Raw genomic sequence first — 22,406 nt, forward strand, 5'->3', positions numbered from 1 at the left:
GACAACAGGAATCACAATCCTGGACTCTACCAACTGAGCTACAGCCACCGTAGAAGAACGCTATTCTATTCCAAAAAACTGCTTGATTTCTGAAATTTCTGTTTTGCTAGAAATTTCTCTCATCAGGGGCGCGGGACCTTGATCTGCACCTTGAGCTGCTTCTTGAGAAGCTCGTAGTATGCCATAGCTTCTGCGACCGCAGAGCTTCGCAGGAAGTCCTGCTTCTGCGCGGCAGCAGCCTGTGCATCATCGGCCGGGCGCTCGACGATACGGTTGATCTTGACCACGGCATAGCCTTGGGCACCCATGTCGACACCCGTCCAGGCAGGCAGCTGAGCGGTCGGTGCGCGCAGGGCGGCATCCACCACTTCGCGCGACAGGCCTTCGGGCTGGTCACGGCTGATCACCTTGGCGGCAGGCAGTTGCGCCGCATCAGGCTTGGTTTTCCATGCTGCAAGCTTGGCCTCGCCATCGGCCTTGGCCAGTTCGGCGGACTTTTGCGCCACGTACAGGGTGCGCAGCTTGTCGCCCACCTCGGCCATGGGCAGCGTGCGGGCAGGCGTGTACTCCACCACGCGACCGGCCACCAGTTGGCTGGAACCCAGCTCCACTGCGTCGGTGTTGCGCTTGTTGTTCAGCGAGTCGCTGGAGAACAACGCTTCCAGGAAGCGGGGATTGGCCAGGGGGCCCTTGACGTTGGGGCCGGGCTGGCGCGTCACATGGTCTGCCTTTTGCACGGTGAGCTTGAACTTTTCGGCCACGGGCTGCAGGCTGTCCGACTGCTCGTAGACCGCGTTGGAGAAGCCTTCCGCCAGTTCGGCGAACTTGCGCTGGGCCTGCTGCTGCTTGAGTTCGGCTTCCAGCTTGGGACGCATCTGCTCGAAGCTCGGAGCCTTGGGCTTCTTGATGTCCACCAGCGAGATGATGTGGTAGCCGAAGTCGCTGTGCACCACGTCGCTGATGTCGCCCACCTTCATGCCGAAGGCTGCGTCCTCGAAGGGCTTGACCATGGCACCGCGGCCGAAGTAACCCAGATCGCCACCCGATGCAGCGGAGCCACCGTCCTGCGAATTGGCCTTGGCCAGTTCGGCGAAGCGCTTGGGGTCCTTGCGCAGCTCGGCCAGCAGTTCCTCGGCCTTGGCCTTGGCTTTTTCCTGCTCGGCAGCAGGCGCATCCTTGCTTGCATTGATCAGGATGTGGCTGGCACGGCGCTCTTCGGGGCCGGCCAGGCGCTCGGCGTTCTGGTTGTAGTAGGAACGCACATCGTCTTCGCTCAGCGTGATGCCGGCCTCGATGCTGGGAACGTCCAGCAGCAGGTATTCCACCTTGGCCTGCTCCGATTGCTGGAACTGGCTGGTGTGAGCGTCGTAGTAGGCCTTGAGGTCTGCCTCGGTGGGCTGGACCTTGCTGGCGTAGGCGCTGGCTTCAAAGCGGGCCACCTGCACTTCGCGGCGCTGGTACAGCGCATCGATGGCCTGCTTGACCTGGGTGTCGGTCGCAAAGGCCGTACCCGTCACGCCACCCATCACCTGGTTCATGGACAGCTCGCGGCGCAGGTTGGCCTCGAAGCCTTCGGGCGTCAGGCCCTGCGATCCGACCAGGGCGCGATAGGCCTCGGCATCCATCGAGCCGTCAGGCTTCTTGAGCGCGGCAATCGCGGGGATCTCCTGCAGCGTGCGCACCAGTTGCGCATCGGACGCTGCCAGATGCATCTTCTGCACGGCAGCGGCCAGCACCTGGTCACGCACCATCTTCTCCAGCGTGGCGTAGCGCGCCTGCGGCGAGTCCAGCAGCTTGGGGTCGATGTTGGGGTTCTCGGCGCGCAGGCGATCACTCTCCATGCGGTGCGCGTTCTCCCAGTCGGCCTGCTTGATCTCATGACCATCGACACGTGCGACGATGACGCTGGACTCTGTGAAGTAGTTCTGGTTCACACCCACGAAGATGAACGAGGGAATGATCAGCAAGAACAACAAGATCATCACGAACTTGGAATGCTTGCGGATGGATTCGAACATGGTCTGTCGTCTTTCAATGGCAGAAATAGAAAAGGCGAACTTTCGTTCGCCTTTTGTTCTTGGTGGGTGCTGACGGGGTCGAACCGCCGACCTACGCCTTGTAAGGGCGCCGCTCTACCAACTGAGCTAAGCACCCCACCTTGACTGGTGTCAGTTCAGGGCATCTTTCAATGCCTTGCCCGGACGGAACTTTGGAACCTTGGCGGCCTTGATCTTGATGGTTTCGCCGGTGCGGGGGTTGCGGCCCGTACGAGCAGCGCGCTTACCAACGGCGAATGTGCCAAAACCAACGAGCGACACTGTACCACCCTTTTTGAGGGTTTTCTTCACAGCCTCAATCGTGGAATCCAGTGCACGAGCAGCCGCAGCCTTGGAGATGTCGGCGTTGTTAGCGATGTGCTCAATCAGTTCGGTTTTATTCACAAGATGCCTCTGGAGAAATAAGTGAATGGGATGTCTCTGCGGCCACCAACTTGGCTCGGCCAGAAACCCGGCGCGACGGATACGGAATCTGGCTTGCCGTTCGACGCCTGCCTCGGGGCAGACATCGGTGAATTAAAGCCATCGACCTTCCAGGTGTCAATGCACGCTGCGCATCGCAGCGACAGGGGACGATTCTATGCGGTTTTGGCGCCAGCTTTGGCTTTGCGGCCGGTTTTTTGCGCCCGGCGCAGGCTAGCGGCTTCACGAATTGACAAGGGTTGACAATGGACTTGTCCGCTGCAGGCCTTGCCAGTGCTGCAATGCGCCTCACCGCTTCGCATCCACGACGCCGCAGCGGCTGCCCTGCCTGATTCAAATGCTTCCAAAAAAGTAGCAACGCCAGACAGTTTGACGTGTCTGGCGCAGGATCCCGGGAACGGCCGGAAAGGACCTCAGTGCGTGACCCGCGCGCGGATCTCGGGCAGGGCTTTTTGCAGGTAGTACACCATCGACCAGACGGTGAGCACCGCCGCCACCCAGATCAGCACCTGGCCCCAGACGCCGGTGTCGATCATGCCGAACACACGGCCGTCGTACAGCAGGAAGGGAATGGCCACCATCTGCGCCGTGGTCTTGAGCTTGCCCAGCATGTGGACGGCCACGCTCTTGCCCGCGCCCAGGTGCGCCATCCACTCGCGCAGGGCCGAGATGGCGATCTCGCGGCCGATGATGATCAGGGCCACGAACACATCGGTGCGCTGCAGGTGCACCAGCACCAGCAGCGACGCGCAGACCAGGAACTTGTCGGCCACCGGATCGAGGAAGGCGCCGAAGGCCGATGTCTGGTTGAGCTTGCGCGCCAGGTAGCCGTCGAGCCAGTCGGTGGCCGCGAAGACGATGAACATGACCGTGGCGACCAGGTTGCGGGTCGCCACATCGAACGGCGCGTAGAACACCCCGACGATCAGCGGAATCGCGACGATCCGCGTACAGGTCATCAAGGTGGGGATTGTGAGAAACATGGCCGCCATTGTGTCACGTACCTTGGTGTTTGAGGTTCTGTTTCAAGGCCCGCGGTGCAGCCTGCGGGACGGTCATTTCAATGCAATGCACGGTAGATATCTTCAGCCAGCGCGGCCGAGATGCCGTCCACGCTGCACAGGTCCTCGACGGTGGCTTCGGACACGCCGCGCACGCCGCCAAAGCGCTGCAGCAGGCGCGCGCGCTTCTTGGGGCCTACGCCCGGAATCTCCTCGAGCTTGCCGCCGCCCACCCGCACCTTGGCACGCGCCGCGCGCATGCCGGTGATGGCGAAGCGGTGGGCCTCGTCGCGGATCTGGGCCACCAGCATCAGCGCGGCCGAGTCGTAGCCCAGGTAGATCTTCTCGCGCCCGTCGGCAAAGACCAGCTCTTCCAGGCCGACCTTGCGCCCCTCGCCCTTTTCCACGCCCACGATGCGCGAGACATCGAGGCCCAGCTGCTCGAAGACTTCGCGCGCCATGCTGACCTGGCCCTTGCCGCCGTCGACCAGCACCAGGTCCGGCAGTTGCGGCTGCTTGCCCGTGAGCTCGGCACCGCCCGCCTCTCTTTGCGCTTCGGCCACGCGGCTGTAGCGGCGCGTCAGCACCTGGCGCATGGCGGCATAGTCGTCGCCGCCCGTGATGCCTTCGATGTTGAAACGCCGGTATTCGCTGCTTTGCATCTTGTGGTGATGGAAGACCACGCAGGAGGCCTGCGTGGCCTCGCCCGCCGTGTGCGAGATGTCGAAGCATTCGATGGTGAGTTCATCGAGGTTCTCGCAGGCCAGGTCCAGCGCCTCGACCAGCGCGCGCGTGCGCGCCTGCTGCGAGCCTTCTTCGGCCAGCAGGCGGGCCATCTGGATGTCGGCGTTCTTTTGCGCCATCTCCAGCCAGATGCGCCGCTGCTCGCGCGGCTGCTGCACGGCGGTGATGCGCACGCCGCCTTGCTCGCTCAGCAGCGCCAGCAGCTTCTTGTCCACCGGGTGGCTGACGATGAGCACGGGCGGCACGGCCACGCCGGTGTAGTGCTGGGCGATGAAGGCCTCCAGCACGATGTCCTCGACCGGGCGCGCGGATTCGGCAAGATTGGCCTCTTCCTCGCCGGCGTAGACCGAGGCGGCATCGCCCAGATTGGCGGGAAAGTACGGCCGGTCGCCCAGGTGGCGGCCGCCGCGCACCATGGCCAGATTCACGCAGGCGCGGCCGCCCTGCACCTTCACGGCGAGGATGTCCACGTCGCGGTCGTCGGCGGTTTCTATGACCTGCTGGTGCAGCACGCGCGACAGCGCCGTCATCTGGTTGCGCACCTCGGCGGCCTGCTCGTATTCCATGCGCCCGGCGTGCTCCATCATGCGGGCCTCCAACTGGCGCAGCAGTTCCTGGGTCTCGCCGCGCAGCATGGCCTCGGCATTGCGAACGTCCAGCGCATAGGCTTCGGGCGAGATCAGATCCACGCAAGGGCCGCTGCAGCGCTTGATCTGGTAGAGCAGGCAGGGGCGCGAGCGGTTGGCAAAGACCGTGTCCTCGCAGGTGCGCAGCCGGAAGACCTTCTGCAGCAACTGAATGCTTTCCTTGACGGCCCAGGCGTTGGGATAGGGACCGAAGTAGCGGTGGCGCTTGTCCACGGCACCACGGTAGTAGGCCATGCGCGCGAAGCGCTGGTGGGCAGGCTCGCCAGCCTGGCCGTCGCGCGCGGCCACGCCGGTAATCTTCAGGTAGGGATAGCTCTTGTCGTCCCTAAACAGGATGTTGTACTTGGGGTGCTGCGTCTTGATGAGGTTGTTTTCGAGCAGCAGGGCCTCGGCCTCGGAGCGCACCACCGTGGTCTCCATGCGGGCGATCTTGCCCACCATGTGGCCTATGCGCGTGCCGCCATGGTTCTTGGTGAAGTAGCTGGAGACGCGGCGCTTGAGGTTGATGGCCTTGCCCACGTACAGCAGCGTGCCTGCCGCGTCGAAATAGCGGTAGACGCCGGGCAGACCCGGCAGCGCTGCCACCTGGGCCAGCAGTTCATCGGAATGGGGTTCGGACATGCGCCTATTGTGGCCGCTGCCCGGGCCCGCCGCAGCGGGCCTGCGGGCCCTCGGGCTCTTACTCGGCCTCGATCTTCGAGGACTTGACCACCTGGGCCCAGTTGGACCACTCGGTCTTGACCATGGCGCCCAGCTGCTGCGGGCTCATGTAGTCCGCCGTGGCGCCCTGCTCCTGTGCCTTTTGCTTGAAGGCCGGGTTCTCCACCACCTTCTTGAGGTCGGCCGTGAGCTTGTCGATCACGGGCTTGGGCGTTGCGGCGGGCGCGAACACGGCAAACCAGGAGGTGGCGTTGACGCCCGCATAGCCGGCCTCGGCCGTAGTGGGCGCATCAGGCAGGCTGGGCAGACGCTGCGTGCCGGTGACGGCCAGCACGCGCAGCTTGCCGCTTTGCACATGGGGCATGAAGGGCGGCGCCGTGCCGAAGGTCAGGTCCACCTGGCCGCCCAGCAGGTCCTGCAGCGCGGGGCCGGTGCCCTTGTAGGGGACGTGGACCATCTTGATGCCGGCCTGCTGCTCCAGCATGGCGCCCGTCACGTGCTGCAGCGAGCCATTGCCCGACGAGGCGTAGTTCAGCTTGCCGGGGTTGGCCTTGGCATAGGCCACGAGTTCGGCCAGCGTCTTCACGGGCAGCTCGGACCGCACCACGATGATCTGCGGCGCCGACAGCACATTGGCCACGGGCTGGAAGTCGCCCTGCTCCCAGATGCGGGCCTTGGTCAGGTGGGGCGAGATGACGTGGTAGCCCGAGTACTGCATGAGCAGGGTGTAGCCATCGGCCTCGGCACGCTTGACCAGGCTGGCTGCGATGGAGCCGTTGCCGCCGCCCTTGTTGTCCACCACCACCGACTGGCCGATGACGGGCGCCAGCGCCTGGGCCGCCATGCGCGCCGCCAGGTCGGTAGTGCCACCGGCTGCGGCCGGCACGATCATGGTGATGGTCTTGGCGGGGTAGCCGCCCTGGGCCAGCGCGGCTGTGCCGCCCAGGCCCAGTCCTGCGATGGCCATGGCCACGGCTGCGATCTGTCTGCGTTGAATCTTCTTCATCTTTGTCTCCTTGGTTTGCTCGGTTCTTGTGAATGAGAATGCGCGCCGGCCTCAGCCCTTGGCCAAGGCCCGTTCGCGGATGGCTGCAAAGTCGGCAGGTGGCTGGTGCAGGTCCAGCCGCGCGCCGGCCTTGGCGATCTGGCTGGCCGTGTCATGGCCGATCAGCGCGGGCAGGCTGCGCGCGGCCGCGACGATCTGCGCCAGGTCCACGCCGGTGTCGTAGCCCATGAGCTGCAGCGCGTGAACGATGTCCTCGGTGCAGGCATTGCCCGATGCGCCGGGCGCGTAGGGGCAGCCGCCCAGGCCGCCGATGGAGGCATCGAAGCGGTCGCCGCCCGCCTCGATCGAGGCCAGCACATTGCCCAGGGCCATGCCGCGTGTGTTGTGGAAGTGCAGGGTCAGTCCCAGCTGCGGCCAGCGCTGCCGGAAGGCGGCCACCATGGCACGCACCTGGGTCGGGAAGGCCATGCCCGTGGTGTCGCACAGCGTGATGCCCTGCACGCCCAGGTCGGCAAAGCGCTGCACCCACTCGAAGACTTCCTGCTGCGGCACATCGCCCTCCATGGGGCAGCCAAAGCAGCACGACAGCGAGACGTTGACCGGCACGCCCGCCTGCTGCGCCGTGGCCACGACCTGGGCCAGCGCCGCGAACGACTGGCTGCGCTGCATGCGCAGGTTGCACAGGTTGTGGGTTTCGCTGACCGACATGACGAGGTTGAGCTCGTCCGTGCGCGCCTCGATGGCGCGCTCGGCGCCGCGGGCATTGGGCACCAGGGCCGTGTAGACGGTACCGGGCCGGCGCTCTATCTCGCGCATGACGATCTCGCCATCGCGCAGCGCGGGAATGGCCGTGGGCGAGACAAAGGCCGTGACCTCGATCTTGGACAGGCCGGCCTGCGACAGCGCATTGACCAGGGCGATCTTGTCCTCGGTGGGGACAAAGGCCTGCTCCATCTGCAGCCCGTCACGCGTGCCGACCTCGTTGAAGAAAACGCGGCGGCCCGCGCCCTGCCAGACATCCGTGGGGTGGACGGCATTCATTGGATCACTCCCTTGCTGCGCAGCAGCGCAATCTGTTGGGCCGTGAGGCCGGCCTCGGCCAGCACGGCATCGGTGTCATCGCCCACATGGGGCGCACTGCTGCGCACCGTGCCGGGCGTGAGCGAGAGCTTGGGGACGATGCCCGGCACCTCGATGTCGTCGCCGTCGCGCGTGTGCTGGCTGAGGATCATGTCGCGGGCGCGGTAGTGCGGGTCCTCGGCAATGTCCTTGGCCGTGTAGACCTTGCCGGCCGGCACGCGCGCGGCGGCCAATTGGTCCATCACGGCCTGCACGCTCTGCAAGCGCGTCCAGCCGCCGATGACGGCGTCGATCTCGGCAATGCGCGCCACGCGGCCCGCGTTGTCGGCCAGTTGCGGATCGTCGGCCAGGTCCTGGCGGCCGATGGTGGCCATCAGGCGCTTGAATATCGAGTCGCCATTGCCGGCCACCAGCACCCACCCGTCCTGGCAGGGATAGGCGTTGGACGGCGCAATGCCCGGCAGCGCACTGCCCGCAGCCTCGCGCACGGCACCAAAGGCGCTGTATTCGGGCAGCAGGCTTTCCATGACGTTGAACACGGCCTCGTGCAGGGCCACGTCGATGACCTGGCCGGCACCGCCGTTCACCTTGCGGTGGTACAGGGCCATCATCACGCCGATCACGCCATGCAGCGCGGCCAGCGTGTCGCCAATCGAGACGCCCACGCGCACCGGCACGCGGCCCGGCTCGGCCGTCAGATGGCGCAGGCCGCCCATGGCCTCGCCGATCACGCCAAAGCCCGGCAGGTCGCGGTAGGGGCCGGTCTGGCCGTAGCCCGAGATGCGCAGGATGACCAGGCCGGGGTTGAGCGCATGCAGCTCCTCGGGCGACATGCCCCAGCCTTCCAGCGTGCCGGGGCGGAAGTTCTCGACCAGCACATCGGCCTCGGCGATCAGGCGCCGCGCGATGTCCTGGCCCTCCTGCTGGCGCAGGTCCAGCGCCACCGAGCGCTTGTTGCGCGACTGCACCTGCCACCAGACCGAGGTGCCGTTCTTGATCAGGCGCCAGTTGCGCAGCGGATCGCCCGCGCCCGGCGCCTCGATCTTGACCACGTCGGCGCCGAACTCGCCCAGCGTCTTGCCGCAGAACGGCCCTGCGATCAATTGCCCCATCTCGACCACGCGCACGCCATTGAGCGCGCCGGGTGTGGGTGCCTGCCTTGTCTGTTGTGTCATGGGTTAGCGCTTCCTCTTTGTCTCCTGCGGCCAGCCTCCGATGGCATTGCCGCGGCGCCGATCTTGCCGCCGTCCGCGCGCGCTGCAAAACGCTCAAGCGCGACGCTGCCATCGCAAACCGGCATGGCAGAACCCAGCCGGGCGGGGCCGGGAGATAATCGCCACCCCATGAAACTCGACCCGATTTCGCTGCGCCTGTTCGTGGCCGTGATGGAGGAAAGCGCCATCGCCCGCGCCGCCGCACGTGAACACATCGCCCCCTCGGCCGCCAGCCGGCGGCTGGCCGAGCTGGAGAGCCAGCTGCAGGTGGAGCTGTTCACGCGCAGCAACCGCGGCAGCGTGCCCACGGCCGCCGCCTATGCACTGCTGAACATGGCGCGTGGCGTGCTCAACGACCTGGACGGCATCGGCGAGCAGATGCGCGAGTACGGCAGCGGCCTGCGCGGCCATGTGCGCGTGATGGCCAACATCTCGGCCATCACGCAGTTCCTGCCCTCCCAGCTGCAGCGCTTCCTGGACCAGCATCCGCATGTGGACGTGCGCCTGCAGGAGCGGGTGAGCAGCGACATCGCGCGCGCCGTGGCCGACAACGAGGCCGACATCGGCATCCTCAACCAGGGCAGCTATGGAGAGAAGATTCGCCTGCGCCCGTACCGGCGCGACCGCCTCATCGTCATCGTGCCCCAGGGCCATGCGCTGGTACGGCGGCGCTCGCTGCGGCTGGCCCAGGTGCTGGACCATGACCTGGTGGGCATGCACGCCGGCAGCGCGCTCAACCACCAGATCACGCGCGCCGCGGCCGACCTGGGCCTGCAGCCCCGGCTGCGCATGAAGGTCACGGGCTATGACGCGCTGTGCCTGATGGTGGCCTCGGGCCTGGGCGTCGGCATCCTGCCCGAAGGCAGCGCACGCCTGTACCTGGGCGCCCTGCCGCTGCGCTGCATTGCGCTGGACGAGCCCTGGGCCGAGCGCCAGCTGATGCTGTGCGTGCGCTCGCAAGAGGCACTGCCGCCCGTGGCGCAGTTGCTGGTCGAACACCTGTGCGAACCCTGATCCCCATGCTTGCCTTCAAACCCACCCCCCCGGCCCCTCTGCCAGAGCAGGCCGTTGCACGGACCTGGGACATCTTCTGCCAGGTCATAGACAACTTTGGCGACATCGGCGTGTGCTGGCGCGCGGCGGCCGACCTGGCCTCACGCGGCCAGCGCGTGCGGCTGTGGATGGACGACGCCAGCGCCCTGGCCTGGATGGCTCCGCGGCTCCACCCGGCCGGCCTCAGCGTGCACGGCTGGCCCACGCAGGCACAGGACGTCCCGCAGGCCGTGGGCGATGTGGTCATCGAGGCCTTCGGCTGCGAGATCCCGCCGCCCTTTCTGGCGGCCATCGCGCGCCGGGCACCGCTGTGGATCAACCTCGAATACCTGTCGGCCGAGGACTATGTGGAGCGCTGCCACCGCCTGCCCTCGCCGCTGATGTCGGGGCCGGCTGCGGGGTTGACCCGCTGGTTCTTCTACCCGGGCTTCACGGCCGCCACGGGCGGCCTGCTGCGCGAGCCGGACCTGGCCGCGCGCCAGGCAGCTTTTGCTTCCGAGGGCCGGCAGGCCTGGCGCACACGCCATGGCATAGGCACCAGCGATTGCGCCATCTCGCTGTTCTGCTACGAGCCCCCTGCCCTGCCTCAATGGCTGGCCCAACTGCATGCAGCGCCCCCTGCGCCGCAGGCCACGCATTTGCTGGTGACCCCGGGGCGCGCAGCCGCCACCGTGCAACAGGCCATGGCCAGCGTGCCCGCCACGGAACAAGGCGCGGTGACCCGGCATGCGCTGCAGCCCTGCCCCCAACCTCAGTTTGATGAAATGCTCTGGGCCTGCGACCTGAACCTGGTGCGCGGCGAGGATTCGCTGGTACGCGCACTGTGGGCGGGCCAGCCGCTGGTCTGGCACATCTATCCCCAGCACGACGACGCCCATCACGACAAGCTCAACGCCTTTCTTGACTGGCTGCAGGCACCAGCCAGCCTGCGCGCCTTCCACCATGCCTGGAACGGCATGGCACCGGCAAGCACCCTGCCCGCAATCACGCCTGCGCTGCTGCAGCAATGGCAGGAATGCGTGCAGGCGGGACGCCTGCGGCTGCTGCAACAGACCCCATTGATTGAGCAGCTACAAGCTTTCGTGACCGAAAAAAGCTAGAATGCACGTTTTGCCTCCCTGGAGGCGCCGCTGCGGGCGACCGCCAGCCGGCCGCCATAGACCAACCAGGGTTGCACCCGCCGCGGAACTGCGGCAGGCGCACCGTCCCAGCGACTTCGCTTGCCTGCCCTGTTGAGCGGCTCAACCTCAGCCAAGCAAGCTATGAAAATCGCTCAAGAAATCCGCGCCGGCAACGTGATCATGCACGGCAAGGACCCGATGATCGTCCTGAAGACCGAATACGCTCGCGGTGGCCGCGGCGCCGCCACCGTCCGCATGAAGCTCAAGTCCCTGCTGGGCAACATGGGCACCGAAGTCGTCTTCAAGGCCGACGACAAGATCGACAACGTGATCCTGGACAAGAAGGAGTGCACCTACTCCTACTTCGCCGATCCGATGTACGTGTGGATGGATGCCGACTTCAACCAGTACGAAGTGGAAGCCACCAACATGGGTGACGCCATCAACTACCTGGAAGACGGCATGGAAGCCGAAGTCGTGTTCTACGACGGCAAGGCCATCTCCTGCGAACTGCCCACTTCCGTGGAACGCGAAATCACCTGGACCGAACCCGCCGTCAAGGGCGACACATCGGGCAAGGTGCTCAAGCCTGCCAAGATTGCCACCGGCTTCGAAGTGCCCGTGCCCCTGTTCGTGAGCCAGGGCGACAAGATCGAAATCGACACCCGCACGGGCGAGTACCGCAAGCGCGTCTAAACAACGCTTGCAGTTCCCTCTGCGAAGCCCCTGGCAGTCTCTGCCAGGGGCTTTTTCTTTGGCGGCATGCCGGACGATCAACAAAATTTAACCCGGGTTTAATTGACTTGATATTTTTACCCGGCTAATATCTGCGCCATGACTACCAAATCCAGCGCAGCGGCTGCCGAGCTTGCCCCCAGCTACACCATCTTCCAGGGCCACAGCCGGCTGCTGCAGGCCGGCAGGCCGGCCGTCCTGCAGTTCCTGCAAAGCCATGAACAACAGGCCCACGGCAGCGGATCCGCACCGCCGCTGTGGGTGTTCGACGACCACAGCGGCATGCGGCTGGACCTGGACTGGCGCAGCGAGCTGGCCTCAGCGCCTGCCCCCGCCGAAGCCGCCGCGCCCCGCAGCGTGGGCCGCCCCAAGCTGGGCGTGGTGGCGCGCGAGGTGACCTTGCTGCCGCGCCACTGGGAATGGCTCAACCGCCAGCCCGGCGGCGCCTCCGGCGCACTGCGCAGGCTGATCGAGGAGGCGCGCGGCAAGCACGCCGCACAGGATGCCGTGCGCGCCGCCACCGAAGCCGTCTACCGCTTCATGAGCGAGATGGCGGGCGACCTGCCCCATTTCGAGGACGCCAGCCGCGCCCTGTTTGCACGCCAGGCCGAAGCCTTTGCACAGCACACCGCCACCTGGCCCGAGGATGTGCGAAGCTATCTGCAGCAACTGGGCGGCCCCGTGTGGGCGGACTCACCTGCGGCGCCAGCCCAGGACTGAAGACCTGACCCGGCCCGACCTCACTGCTTTTCTCGTCGCATTACCAGACACAACATGACGAAACCAACCGAACCCCTGCCCCAGGCCGCCGCGCCTGCCGCATCCAGCCCCGGCGGGCCGCCCATTACCGGCAGCCAGCCGTTGTGGCGCACCTTTCTGGTGTTCCTGGGCCCCATGGTGCTGGCCAACATCCTGCAATCGCTGTCGGGCACCATCAACAGCGTCTTCATCGGCCAGATGCTGGGCGTGCAGGCGCTGGCCGCCGTCGCGGCCTTTTTTCCGGTGATGTTCCTCTTCATCGCCTTCGTGATCGGCCTGGGCGCGGGCTCCTCGGTGCTGATCGGCCAGGCCTACGGCGCGCGCATGCATGACAAGCTGCGCGCGATTGCGGGCACAGCCATGTGCATAGGACTGCTGTTTGGCGCCATCGTGGCCCTGTTCGGCGGGCTGTTCACCGAGCCGCTGATGCGGTTGCTGGGCACGCCGCCCGACATCATGGAGCAGGCCACGCTGTACTCGCGCATCGTGCTGCTGGGCATGCCGGGGCTGTTCGTGTTCCTGCTGGCCACCTCGCTGCTGCGCGGCGTGGGCGACACGGTCTCGCCCATGCTGGCCCTGCTGATCTCCACGGGCACGGGCCTGGCCTGCACCCCGGCGCTGATCGCGGGCTGGGCCGGCCTGCCGCGCCTGGGCGTGGCCAGCGCGGGCGTGTCCATGATCCTGGGCTTCACCCTGGCGCTGGCCTGGCTGGGCTGGCGGCTGCGCCGCATCGGCAGCCCGCTGGCGCCCAATGCCGCGCTGTGGAAGGCGATGCGCATTGACCGGACCCTGCTCAAGAGCATCCTGCGCGTGGGCATTCCCACGGGCGTGCAGATGATTGCCTCGTCCATGGCCGGGCTGGTCGTCGTGTCGCTGGTCAACGGCTTCGGCTCCAGCGCCACGGCCGCCTATGGCGCGGTCAACCAGATCAACTCGTTTGCGCAGTTTCCCGTGATCTCGGTCGCCATCACGGCCTCCATCCTCGGAGCCCAGGCCATCGGCGCGGGCCGCAGCGAGCGCCTGGGAGCCATCACGGCCACGGCCATCCGCATGAACCTGGCATTGGGCGCCGCCCTGGCCCTGATCGGCAGCCTGTTCGCACGGCCGCTGCTGGGCATGTTCATCACCGACGAGCAGGTGCTGGTGCTGGCCATCGAGCTGCTGTACATCGTGCTGTGGAGCGGCCTGCTGCTGGGCTGCTTCATTGCCCTGTCGTCCATCATGCGTGCCAGCGGCGATGTGGTCATTCCCACGGCCATCACCATCACGGTGCTCGCCGTGCTGGAGCTGCCCATGGCCTGGTGGCTGAGCCGCAGCTTCGGGCTGATGGGGATCTGGATGGCGCTTCCGCTGTCCTACACCCTGACGCTGTGCCTTCAGACCGCCTACTACAAGCTGGTCTGGAAGAAGCGCCCCATCCGCCGCATGGTTTAGGTGTAAGGCGTGCGCCATGCAAAACAGGCTTCCCGAGGGAAGCCTGTTTTTTTGGGGTGGGCAAGGCGTCAGGCGTTCAGGTCCAGCACCACGCGCCCTTCGATCTTGCCTTCATGCATGCGCGCGAAGATGTCGTTGATGTTCTCCAGCCGGTCGGTGGACACGGTGGCCTTGACCTTGCCCATGGCCGCGAAGTCCAGCGACTCCTGCAGGTCCAGCCGCGTGCCCACGATGGAGCCGCGCACCGTCACGCCGCTGAGCACCATGTTGAAGATGGGCAGCGGAAAGCTGCCTGGCGGCAGGCCGTTGAGCGACACCGTGCCGCCGCGCCGCACCATGCCCAGCGCCTGCTCGAAGGCCTTGGGCGATACCGCCGTCACCAGGGCGCCGTGTGCGCCGCCGATCTCCTTTTTCAGGTAGGCCGCAGGGTCCGTGGTCATGGCGTTGACCGTGACCTGTGCGCCCAGGCGCCTGGCCAGCGCCAGCTTGTCGTCATCCACATCCACCGCCGCCACGTTCAGGCCCATGGCCTTGGCATATTGCACGGCCATGTGGCCCAGGCCGCCGATGCCCGAGATCACCACCCAGTTGCCGGGTTTGGTGTCGGTGACCTTCAGGCCCTTGTAGACGGTGACGCCCGCGCACAGCACGGGAGCGATCTCGATCAGGTCCACGCTGCCGGGCAGCAGGCCCACGAAGTTGGCATCGGCCAGCGCGTACTGCGCAAAGCCGCCGTTGACGGAGTAGCCGGTGTTCTTTTGCTGCTCGCACAGCGTCTCCCAGCCGCCCAGGCAATGCTCGCAATGGCCGCAGGCCGTGTACAGCCAGGGAATGCCGACGCGGTCGCCCTCCTTCACATGGGTGACGCCTGCACCCACGGCGGCCACATAGCCCACGCCTTCATGGCCTGGGATGAAAGGCGGATTGGGCTTGACGGGCCAGTCGCCCTGAGCCGCATGCAGGTCGGTATGGCAGACGCCGCAGGCCTCGATCTTCACCAGCACATGGCCGGGATCGGGCCTGGGCACCGGGACTTCCTCGATGGTGAGCGGCTTGCCAAACTCCCGCACCACGGCGGCCTTCATGGTCCTGTTCATTCGCGCCATCCTTTCTTTGCGTCAAAGTAGGTACAGCATTTCAGCGAAGCGACCTGAACCCCTTGATCAAAATCAGGCCTTGGACCATCAAGGACAAAAAAAGCGGGCAAGGAAAACCTTGCCCGCTTTTCAGGGATGCGAACGCAGGCCTTACACGGGCTGGCCCACCAGGTCGTGGCCCTGCGTGCCCACGATGCGCGCCTTCACGAAGTCGCCCACCTTGTAGGTCTTGCTGGCCTTCTCGGGCGGCAGCAGGTGCACCAGGCCATCGATCTCGGGCGCATCGGCATAGCTGCGGCCCACGCCACCCTTCTTGCCCAGGCCCACGGACTTGTCCACCAGCACCTGCATGGTCTGGCCCACGCGCTTTTGCAGGCGCGCAGTGGAAACCTCTTCAGCCACGGCCATGAAGCGCGCACGGCGCTCCTCACGCACTTCCAGGGGCAGCATGCCGGGAATCTCGTTGGCGGCAGCGCCTTCGACCGGGCTGTAGGCAAAGCAGCCCGCGCGGTCGATCTGCGCCTCGCGCAGGAACTGCAGCAGGTGCTCGAACTCCTGCTCCGTCTCGCCGGGGAAGCCCGCGATGAAGGTGGAGCGGATCACCAGATCCGGGCAGATCTCACGCCAGCGCTGCAGGCGCTCCAGGTTCCTCTCGCCGTTGGCGGGGCGCTTCATGCGCTTCAAGACATCGGGATGGCTGTGCTGGAAAGGCACGTCCAGATAGGGCAGCACGCGGCCCGTGGCCATGAACGGAATGATCTCGTCCACGCTGGGGTACGGGTAGACATAGTGCAGGCGCACCCAGGCGCCATAGGGCTCGGCGATCTCGGCCAGCGTCTGCACCAGTTCGAGCATGCGCGTCTTGACCGGTTTTCCGTCCCAGAAGCCCGTGCGGTACTTCACGTCCACGCCATAGGCCGAGGTGTCCTGGCTGATCACCAGCAGTTCCTTGACGCCGCCCTCGAACAGCGCACGCGCCTCCTTGAGCACATCGCCCACCGGACGCGAAACCAGGTCGCCGCGCATGGAAGGGATGATGCAGAAGGTGCAGCGGTGGTTGCAGCCCTCGGAAATCTTCAGGTAGGCGTAGTGCCTGGGCGTGAGCTTGATGCCCGCCTCACCAAAGGCGCCCGGCACCAGGTCGATGAAGGGATCGTGCGGCTTGGGCAGATGGGTGTGGACGGCATTCATCACCTCCTGCGTGGCGTGCGGACCGGTCACGGCCAGCACGCTGGGATGCACTTCCTGGATCAGGTTGCCGCCATCCTTGCCCGCCTTGGCACCCAGGCAGCCCGTGACGATGACCTTGCCGTTCTCGGCCAGCGCCTCGCCAATGGTGTCCAGGCTCTCGCGCACGGCGTCATCGATGAAGCCGCAGGTGTTGACGATCACCAGGTCAGCGCCCTCGAAGGTCTTGGAGGTCTGGTAGCCCTCGGCGCTGAGCTGGGTAAGGATGAGTTCGGAGTCCGTGAGTGCCTTGGGGCACCCGAGGGATACCATACCTATACGGGGCAGCCGATCCACTTTGACAGCAGTTTCATTCATGGGAAAAACTTCTAAAGGTCTTGTCTATAGCTACCTGCGGTTCTCGGACCCCAAGCAGTCAACGGGGAGCAGCACGGACAGGCAGCTGGCATACGCGGAAAAATGGGCCTCAGAGCACGGCCTGCAGCTTGACAGCAGCCTGACCCTCCGCGACGAGGGCCTGAGCGCTTACCACCAGCAGCACATAAAAAGTGGTGCGCTCGGGGTGTTCCTGCGGGCCGTGGAGGACGGACGTGTACCGCATGGATCTGTGCTGATCGTGGAGGGGCTGGACCGCCTCTCTCGCGCAGAGCCCATCCAGGCTCAGGCGCAACTGGCCCAGATTGTAAATGCGGGCATCACCGTGGTCACAGCGAGCGACGGAAAGGCCTACAGCCGCGCCCGGCTGAAAGAAAACCCCATGGATCTGGTCTACAGCCTGCTGGTGATGATTCGCGCGCATGAAGAAAGCGACACGAAGAGCAAGCGCGTGAAAGCCAGCATCAGGCGCCTGTGCGAGGGATGGCAGAACGGTACGTACCGGGGACGTGTGCGCCAGGGACATGATCCAGAATGGATCAAGGAGACTGAAACGGGATGGGAGATCGACCCCGAGCGTGCAGCGGCCGTGCGTAGGGCCGTTGAGCTGTACACGCAAGGGCACGGGGGTAAAGGCATCGTGCAGCGGCTCGATGCCGAAGGTTTGCGGCTGTACTCAACAACGAAGGTCAACGTCACAACCCAGGTCTACCGCATCATCAAGATGCCCCAGCTCGCGGGCATCAAGCCCGTGAGCCTTGATGGCGAGGAATACCAGCTCAAGGACTACTATCCCGCCGTCCTGAGTGCAGATGAGTGGACTGAGCTGCAGCGGGTAGCCGCGCAAAGTGGCCGCCGGCGGGTGAAGGGCGATCTGCCCCACATCATCACCGGCCTCGGCATTACCGTGTGCGGGTACTGCGGCCGGCCCATGTCGGGCCAGCACCTGGCCACAAAGAAGCGCCTGCCCGATGGGCGCATTCGGGATGGATACCGGCGACTGCTCTGCGCTTCGGCAGCTGCCTATGGCGGTGGATGCGCAGTGTTTGGGAGCACCAGCGTGGCGCCGGTAGAGCGCGCCATCATGTCCTATTGCAGTGACATCGTGAACCTGCAGGCACTGTACGGGGCAGACCGCAGCCAGGTGCCGCGCGCCCAGGTGGCGGCGGCACGTCAGGAGGTGGACCAGATCAGCGCCCAGCTCGACAAGCTCACCGATGCGATGCTGGCAAGCGCCGACGAAGGGACGCCGGCAGTGTTCGCACGGCGCGCTCGCCAGTTGGAGGTTGACCTGGCCGCTGCACAAGCCAGGCTACAGGCGGCCGAAATGGAACTAGCAGGCGCGGCGCGCACAAACATCTCTGGAGCCGATGCTGCTTGGCGGGCGCTGGCAGTGGGCGTGGAAGCGCAAGAGATTGAGCCCAGGCTGCTGGCCCGCCAACTGGTGGCGGACACGTTCGAACGAATTGTGGTGTACGCGCGCGGAGTGAATCCAGATCTCGAGGCATCCGAACGTGACTACAAGATTGATTTGGTTCTGCGCGCGCGTGGAGGCGTAGCCAGACTACTAACCATAGATCGTCAGGGCAACTGGATAACTGGCGAGCAGACCTCATTCCTTTTAAATAAAAGCAATTACAAATAGATAATTTGCCATTGAAAGTATTTAAAATTATCGACTATCTTATTAAAAATAATAAACTCAATCTAAAGAATCCTGCTAAGAATTAAGAATATTAAAAAAATCCTGCACAGACTCCTCGGCAAGCTGAAAAGCAGAGAACATCATGGCTTCAATAATTTCAAATGAAGGAAGTTCATTACCAAGCCTAGTTCCAGTTTTAATGCTAATTGGACCGAGATTCGACAAAATCTCTACACCGCAAACCGGATTTTTAATAGAAAATTCGTTGGCCTTCCTTAAAAGCCTATCAAATTTCTCCTCTTGTATTGCAAACGGCAATCGCACTTGATATGTAACAAAAGTATCTCCAACAATAAATATTGTGTCATACTTATAAACTTTACCCGAGAACCCCAATACAATTGCATTAATATCTGGAGGTACGGTATAAGCAAATTTCCGCTCATCAAGATAATTACTTATCACAGACAAAACATCAGATGCATTTTTAGTCATAAAATCCCTTGACACTACCTATCGGCCCCATAAGTCGCACCTTGCTTTTTACCTAGAATTCTAGAAACATCTTCATTTGTAAATTGAATCGATTTCAACTCTAAGTTTTCTAATTTTTCAATCTGCATATCGGATCCATAATGGATAGGGTTGGCATCAGCATCCCCTTTATTCAAAGCCTTTTGATACTCCAATTTATTATAAACAGAAGTATTAAAATTTACCCTGTTCTTGTAAACATTCAACTCCAAATCTGTCGCAGGGATATAATGCGCTATATTTTTATTATTGCGAAATTTGAAATAATATATAGAAAAAATCGTCGACACGACAGATAATATGGCAACACCCCATTGTATTATCAAGAATACATCCAGGCTCATGACCGCACCTTTCCAAATTCTCTGATCAAATATACAGTAAGCGAAACTGAAACCAAAGAATAGAACGAATAAAGGCACATTGTCATATGATTCTTGGCATCAAACTCCGCCAAGGTATTATATGTCGCAATAGGCTGCAACTTCATAATTGCAAAAAAATCGCTGTAATCGCCATGAACACTATAAGCAATGGAAAATTATCCCCACGCCTTCTACTAGAAGGCGCGGCAATAGTCATTGCAAACATAAATGCAAAGGATGTTGCAACATAGTCCGTACCAACTAGCGACTGGACTAACGCCGCCAGCAATGTCGGCTCTCCATGCACTCCACTCAAATAAATACCCATCAAAACCAAGCCATATGTTGGCAAGGCCTCTCTTAATATCCAATTTTTATACATTTTATACTAATTAATGAGTGCAACGGAATAAACCATTAGTTCACAAAAATCTCACCCCGCGCTTTTCTTTTAGCTATAGATGATTTTCACAAATTAATCATAAATTACCAAGACAAGCGCTACTAACTAGTGCATTTAATTTTGTATAAAATCACCTAATACATCGCAACATGTTAAAGGAATCAGGCAGAGATCACAAGGACATTCAGCAACACCCTCAGTTCAATTTCCACATCGCCCAGATAACGAAAAGAGTGCAAGACCAATCTACGTAAGTCATAAGTATCTCACGGCGAGAAATCAGTTGCCTTGCTCACGGCCCGCGCTGCGTCGTGGGCGTGCTCGCAGAAGCCTCCTCGAACGCGCGCATCATCAGCAATGCGCGCCAGCTCTCCCGCTCGCTCGTCAGCGCGGCGCTGCAGCTCGGCAAGCAGATCGAGGGGGCTGGTTTCTGCCGCGCACTGTCCGGCAGCGGCGCGAGCATTAGCGGCCGCACGATGGGCGGTGAGGTAGTCGGCGAGGTCGCCGCGCAGCCGGCCAGCAGCAGCGCGGGCAGCGTCAGCGTCAGCAACAGCGCGGGCTTGTGCCTTGCCAGACTCGCGGGTGATGGTGTCGAGGTTTTCACGGTAGGTGCCTTCCAGTTTTCGATAGCGCTCGGAGGTTTCGGCGGCCGCTGCAGCGGCGGTCGCGCGTTCGGTAGCCAGGTCGGCGCGGGCCTTGTCGGCCGCGCGCAAAGCGAGCAGATGGCCGATGCTCTGCCAAAGCAGCAGCGCGGCCAGCACCAGGGCCAGGAGTTGCCAGGCGCGGGATTTGAAGAGGGCCAGCATCTAGACCTCCTGAATACCCACCAGCGTGCTTTTGCCGCTGACAGTGATCACCCGGTTCACTGGCTTGTCCGGCGTGCGCGTGGACAGGTGCACCCAGTGCTTGCCGCCCACGCTCTCATAGATGATTTGCCCGATGCCCAGCGCGTTGACGTGGGGCGCCAGAGTCTTGGCCACGGCATAGGGCGCGCCGAATTTGGGTGCCACGATGTCAGCGGCCGCGCCTATCGCGTGATCGCTGCTGGTGACACCGCCTACGGCTGCATTGACAGCGCGCGAGCGGTAGCCGCTGGTCACGATGATAGGCACGCCCAGGTGCGCGCGCACGCGCTCCAGCATCGCGGCCGTGAGCGCCAGGCGCTGCAGGGCCTCGGGCGTGGGCGTGTTGTCCAGGCCCTGGCGCTGTGCCGTGGCGCTGGCCGTGAGTTCGGCCAAGCTGAAATGCGAGGTCATACAGCGCCCCCATCCTTTGGTGGCAGGCCCAGGCGCTTGCGCGCCCACTCATTGAGCAACGGACCGAGTGCGAACTGATCCCACGCCCGGAACACCCAGTCGGCCGCAGTCATCGAGAACATGCCGACGACGAAGCCGGCGAGCCCCTCAGAAAGGCCTGTCGCCACCACGAAGTCAGGCGTACCGTAGTTGCTCGCTGCGATCCCGAGCACCAGCATTGCGCCCTTACGGGGCCATGTACCTTGCATCCACATAAGCGCTCCTGCACTACCGAGAATCCCCGGCACTTTGGGTAGAAGTTGATCGAACCAGTTGTTGTCCATGTGCCCTCCTCCGGGCATGAAAAAACCCGCCGAAGCGGGTTGTGGTTGGGGTGGTGCGGCGGCTACATGGCCTCGGCATACTCGAAGAGCGTAGGCAGATCAGCCATGATGTTGAGCGCGCTGGCAAGCAGCAGCACAGTGGGGCTGTCGCTCTCTATTGATTCAGCTCTCCAGTCCACGAGCATGCGATATCTGGTGTGCTCATCAGGGATGGCATCGATAGCCGCCAAGATCGCGTCTTCCTTGATGCCTTTGAGATCAAACAGCGCGAGCAGGGCCTGGCGCTTCGTAACGCTGACCCGCGCGGCATCTCGCGCCTCTTGCTCTGCCCGCGCCCGGGCTGCCGCTATCGCTGCAAGTTCTTGCTCAGACAGTGGAGTAACGAGCCACTGCCGGGCATATAGGCCGTCCTCCACAGCTGGATCGACTTCGATGGTTTTTTGGGTTTCTGGGTCGTATTCCGGCAATGGGGTGTCCCGCACCTCGGCATAGCGAGGCAGGTACTGGGGCATTAAAGTGCGCGGATGGCGCTCATGCACGACAGTCATGTCCACCGGATACTCACCGGTCTCTGTATCGATGATTCTCATTAGATTGCCCTCCCGAGCACAGTGCCGAGCTTGATCCAAGTAACCAAGGCGTTGCCGTCGATATAAGGCCCCGCGAGGTTGCCAACCGATGGGCCGGAGGTGGCGGTCTTGCGCGCAGTCCCTGAATAGCTGCCGTAAGTCCCCTGGCCGCCCGCGCCGCCAATGGGGCCACCAGCGCCTCCCGAACCGCCATAAGCGGTAGGAGCAGTGTCTGGTGCAAATACTGGCCCCGAATAGGTTGCGGAGCTACCCGACTGGCCGCTTGTGGCTCCGAGCATGGCCACATTGCCGGACGAAGTGAAGCCTGCACCCGAGCCACCGTTGCCGCCCCAGCCTACGGTCGCTGCTTCGTTGACGTTGTACCAAACGTCAACGGTTTGCCCTGTGCCGCCCGAACCGCCGCCGCCGAACATCGTGCCGTTGTTCTCGATGCGAATCCGGGATGTGGTTTTCAAGGCGGTGCCTCCATTCACTACCCCTCCGATCCGCCCGCTGGTCAAGATGGTGAGCACGTCGTGCGGAATGCTTGCCACGGCAATGTTCATCGACGCCACGTCCACACCAGGATTGATCGTCAACTCGATCAGGCCGGAGCCACTCCAGCCAGCGGCCAACGCCAAGGCACGGATGTCTGGGGCGCGCACACTTGCCGAGATCACGATGCGCGTCATGCGGGGTCCGCATGCCATAAGCCAT

The 22,406-nt window shown here is 63.3% G+C and carries 23 protein-coding genes and 1 tRNA gene; 6 read left to right on the plus strand and 18 right to left on the minus strand.

Translation table 11 applies throughout. The features are described 5' to 3' along the window. Positions 1–122 precede the first annotated feature (122 nt). The 8 genes from IAE24_RS27365 to IAE24_RS27400 form a co-directional block, all read right to left on the minus strand. The gene (locus IAE24_RS27365; protein WP_199962120.1) at positions 123–2,018 is read right to left on the minus strand and encodes a SurA N-terminal domain-containing protein; all 1,896 of its coding nucleotides are present in this window, start codon (positions 2,016–2,018) and stop codon (positions 123–125) included. 60 nt (positions 2,019–2,078) lie between these two features. Continuing rightward, positions 2,079–2,154, minus strand: a tRNA-Val gene (locus tag IAE24_RS27370). A 14-nt stretch (positions 2,155–2,168) separates the two neighbouring features. Continuing rightward, the gene (locus IAE24_RS27375) at positions 2,169–2,441 is read right to left on the minus strand and encodes an HU family DNA-binding protein (protein ID WP_012204727.1); all 273 of its coding nucleotides are present in this window, start codon (positions 2,439–2,441) and stop codon (positions 2,169–2,171) included. A 452-nt stretch (positions 2,442–2,893) separates the two neighbouring features. Next, positions 2,894–3,463 carry a CDP-diacylglycerol--glycerol-3-phosphate 3-phosphatidyltransferase gene (pgsA, locus tag IAE24_RS27380; RefSeq protein ID WP_026062576.1) on the minus strand — a complete coding sequence of 190 codons (570 nt, stop codon included), beginning with the start codon at positions 3,461–3,463 and terminating at the stop codon, positions 2,894–2,896. A gap of 77 nt (positions 3,464–3,540) precedes the next feature. Beyond that, positions 3,541–5,493: an excinuclease ABC subunit UvrC gene (gene uvrC / locus IAE24_RS27385; RefSeq protein ID WP_063326573.1), complete on the minus strand. Its 1,953-nt coding sequence runs from the start codon at positions 5,491–5,493 to the stop codon at positions 3,541–3,543. A 58-nt stretch (positions 5,494–5,551) separates the two neighbouring features. Then, positions 5,552–6,538 (minus strand): Bug family tripartite tricarboxylate transporter substrate binding protein, encoded by a 987-nt coding sequence (locus IAE24_RS27390; protein ID WP_043823497.1) that lies wholly within the window; start codon positions 6,536–6,538, stop codon positions 5,552–5,554. 51 nt (positions 6,539–6,589) lie between these two features. Continuing rightward, a complete protein-coding gene (locus tag IAE24_RS27395) occupies positions 6,590–7,579 on the minus strand; it encodes a hydroxymethylglutaryl-CoA lyase (protein WP_199962119.1) in 990 nt (329 codons plus the stop codon). Further along, entirely contained in the window at positions 7,576–8,793 is a 1,218-nt protein-coding gene (locus IAE24_RS27400; protein WP_199962117.1) for a CaiB/BaiF CoA transferase family protein, read from the minus strand. The genes IAE24_RS27395 and IAE24_RS27400 overlap by 4 nt, the downstream gene beginning before the upstream one ends. Before the next feature lie 168 nt (positions 8,794–8,961). Here IAE24_RS27400 and IAE24_RS27405 point away from each other — a divergent pair, with 168 nt between their 5' ends. The 5 genes from IAE24_RS27405 to IAE24_RS27425 all read left to right on the plus strand — a co-directional run bounded on the left by IAE24_RS27405 (position 8,962) and on the right by IAE24_RS27425 (position 13,934). Beyond that, positions 8,962–9,846: a LysR family transcriptional regulator gene (locus tag IAE24_RS27405; RefSeq protein WP_012204721.1), complete on the plus strand. Its 885-nt coding sequence runs from the start codon at positions 8,962–8,964 to the stop codon at positions 9,844–9,846. 5 nt (positions 9,847–9,851) lie between these two features. Further along, positions 9,852–10,985, plus strand: coding sequence for an elongation factor P maturation arginine rhamnosyltransferase EarP (gene earP / locus IAE24_RS27410; protein WP_199962116.1), 1,134 nt, complete (start codon positions 9,852–9,854; stop codon positions 10,983–10,985). Positions 10,986–11,147: 162 nt separating this feature from the next. Continuing rightward, complete coding sequence (gene efp / locus IAE24_RS27415) at positions 11,148–11,702, plus strand: elongation factor P (protein WP_012204719.1); 555 nt, start codon at positions 11,148–11,150, stop codon at positions 11,700–11,702. 138 nt (positions 11,703–11,840) lie between these two features. Then, entirely contained in the window at positions 11,841–12,461 is a 621-nt protein-coding gene (locus IAE24_RS27420; RefSeq protein WP_199962114.1) for a DUF2239 family protein, read from the plus strand. A gap of 54 nt (positions 12,462–12,515) precedes the next feature. Then, positions 12,516–13,934, plus strand: coding sequence for an MATE family efflux transporter (locus IAE24_RS27425; protein ID WP_199962112.1), 1,419 nt, complete (start codon positions 12,516–12,518; stop codon positions 13,932–13,934). A 68-nt stretch (positions 13,935–14,002) separates the two neighbouring features. Here the strand turns inward: IAE24_RS27425 and adhP are convergent, their stop codons facing one another. Together adhP and rimO are read right to left on the minus strand one after the other, a co-directional pair. Then, a complete protein-coding gene (adhP, locus tag IAE24_RS27430; RefSeq protein WP_012204716.1) occupies positions 14,003–15,031 on the minus strand; it encodes an alcohol dehydrogenase AdhP in 1,029 nt (342 codons plus the stop codon). Between the two features lie 150 nt (positions 15,032–15,181). Continuing rightward, positions 15,182–16,576 carry a 30S ribosomal protein S12 methylthiotransferase RimO gene (gene rimO / locus IAE24_RS27435; RefSeq protein ID WP_013803131.1) on the minus strand — a complete coding sequence of 465 codons (1,395 nt, stop codon included), beginning with the start codon at positions 16,574–16,576 and terminating at the stop codon, positions 15,182–15,184. On the opposite strand from rimO, the gene IAE24_RS27440 reads away from it, so the two are divergent. Continuing rightward, entirely contained in the window at positions 16,575–18,239 is a 1,665-nt protein-coding gene (locus tag IAE24_RS27440; RefSeq protein ID WP_199962110.1) for a recombinase family protein, read from the plus strand. The genes rimO and IAE24_RS27440 overlap by 2 nt on opposite strands. 75 nt (positions 18,240–18,314) lie before the next feature. Here IAE24_RS27440 and IAE24_RS27445 read toward each other — a convergent pair whose 3' ends face one another. The 8 genes from IAE24_RS27445 to IAE24_RS27480 form a co-directional block, all read right to left on the minus strand. Further along, complete coding sequence (locus tag IAE24_RS27445) at positions 18,315–18,734, minus strand: hypothetical protein (RefSeq protein ID WP_199962109.1); 420 nt, start codon at positions 18,732–18,734, stop codon at positions 18,315–18,317. Between the two features lie 14 nt (positions 18,735–18,748). Next, on the minus strand, positions 18,749–19,117 hold the full coding sequence (locus IAE24_RS27450) for a hypothetical protein (protein WP_199962107.1): 369 nt from the start codon (positions 19,115–19,117) through the stop codon (positions 18,749–18,751). Between the two features lie 142 nt (positions 19,118–19,259). Further along, positions 19,260–19,520 (minus strand): hypothetical protein, encoded by a 261-nt coding sequence (locus tag IAE24_RS27455; protein ID WP_199962105.1) that lies wholly within the window; start codon positions 19,518–19,520, stop codon positions 19,260–19,262. A gap of 287 nt (positions 19,521–19,807) precedes the next feature. Further along, positions 19,808–20,347: a DUF2514 family protein gene (locus IAE24_RS27460; RefSeq protein ID WP_199962103.1), complete on the minus strand. Its 540-nt coding sequence runs from the start codon at positions 20,345–20,347 to the stop codon at positions 19,808–19,810. Next, positions 20,348–20,797, minus strand: a complete 450-nt coding sequence (locus tag IAE24_RS27465; RefSeq protein ID WP_199962101.1) for a D-Ala-D-Ala carboxypeptidase family metallohydrolase — start codon at positions 20,795–20,797, stop codon at positions 20,348–20,350. Continuing rightward, positions 20,794–21,120, minus strand: coding sequence for a hypothetical protein (locus IAE24_RS27470; RefSeq protein ID WP_199962099.1), 327 nt, complete (start codon positions 21,118–21,120; stop codon positions 20,794–20,796). Before IAE24_RS27470 ends, IAE24_RS27465 begins: the two co-directional genes overlap by 4 nt. Positions 21,121–21,182: 62 nt before the next feature. Then, positions 21,183–21,710: a hypothetical protein gene (locus tag IAE24_RS27475; RefSeq protein ID WP_199962098.1), complete on the minus strand. Its 528-nt coding sequence runs from the start codon at positions 21,708–21,710 to the stop codon at positions 21,183–21,185. Next, positions 21,710–22,381: a hypothetical protein gene (locus IAE24_RS27480; protein WP_199962096.1), complete on the minus strand. Its 672-nt coding sequence runs from the start codon at positions 22,379–22,381 to the stop codon at positions 21,710–21,712. Before IAE24_RS27480 ends, IAE24_RS27475 begins: the two co-directional genes overlap by 1 nt. Positions 22,382–22,406: the final 25 nt, after the last annotated feature.

The sequence above is a fragment of the Delftia sp. S65 genome, from assembly GCF_016516495.1.
In the GTDB taxonomy this organism is placed as follows: domain Bacteria; phylum Pseudomonadota; class Gammaproteobacteria; order Burkholderiales; family Burkholderiaceae_C; genus Comamonas; species Comamonas acidovorans.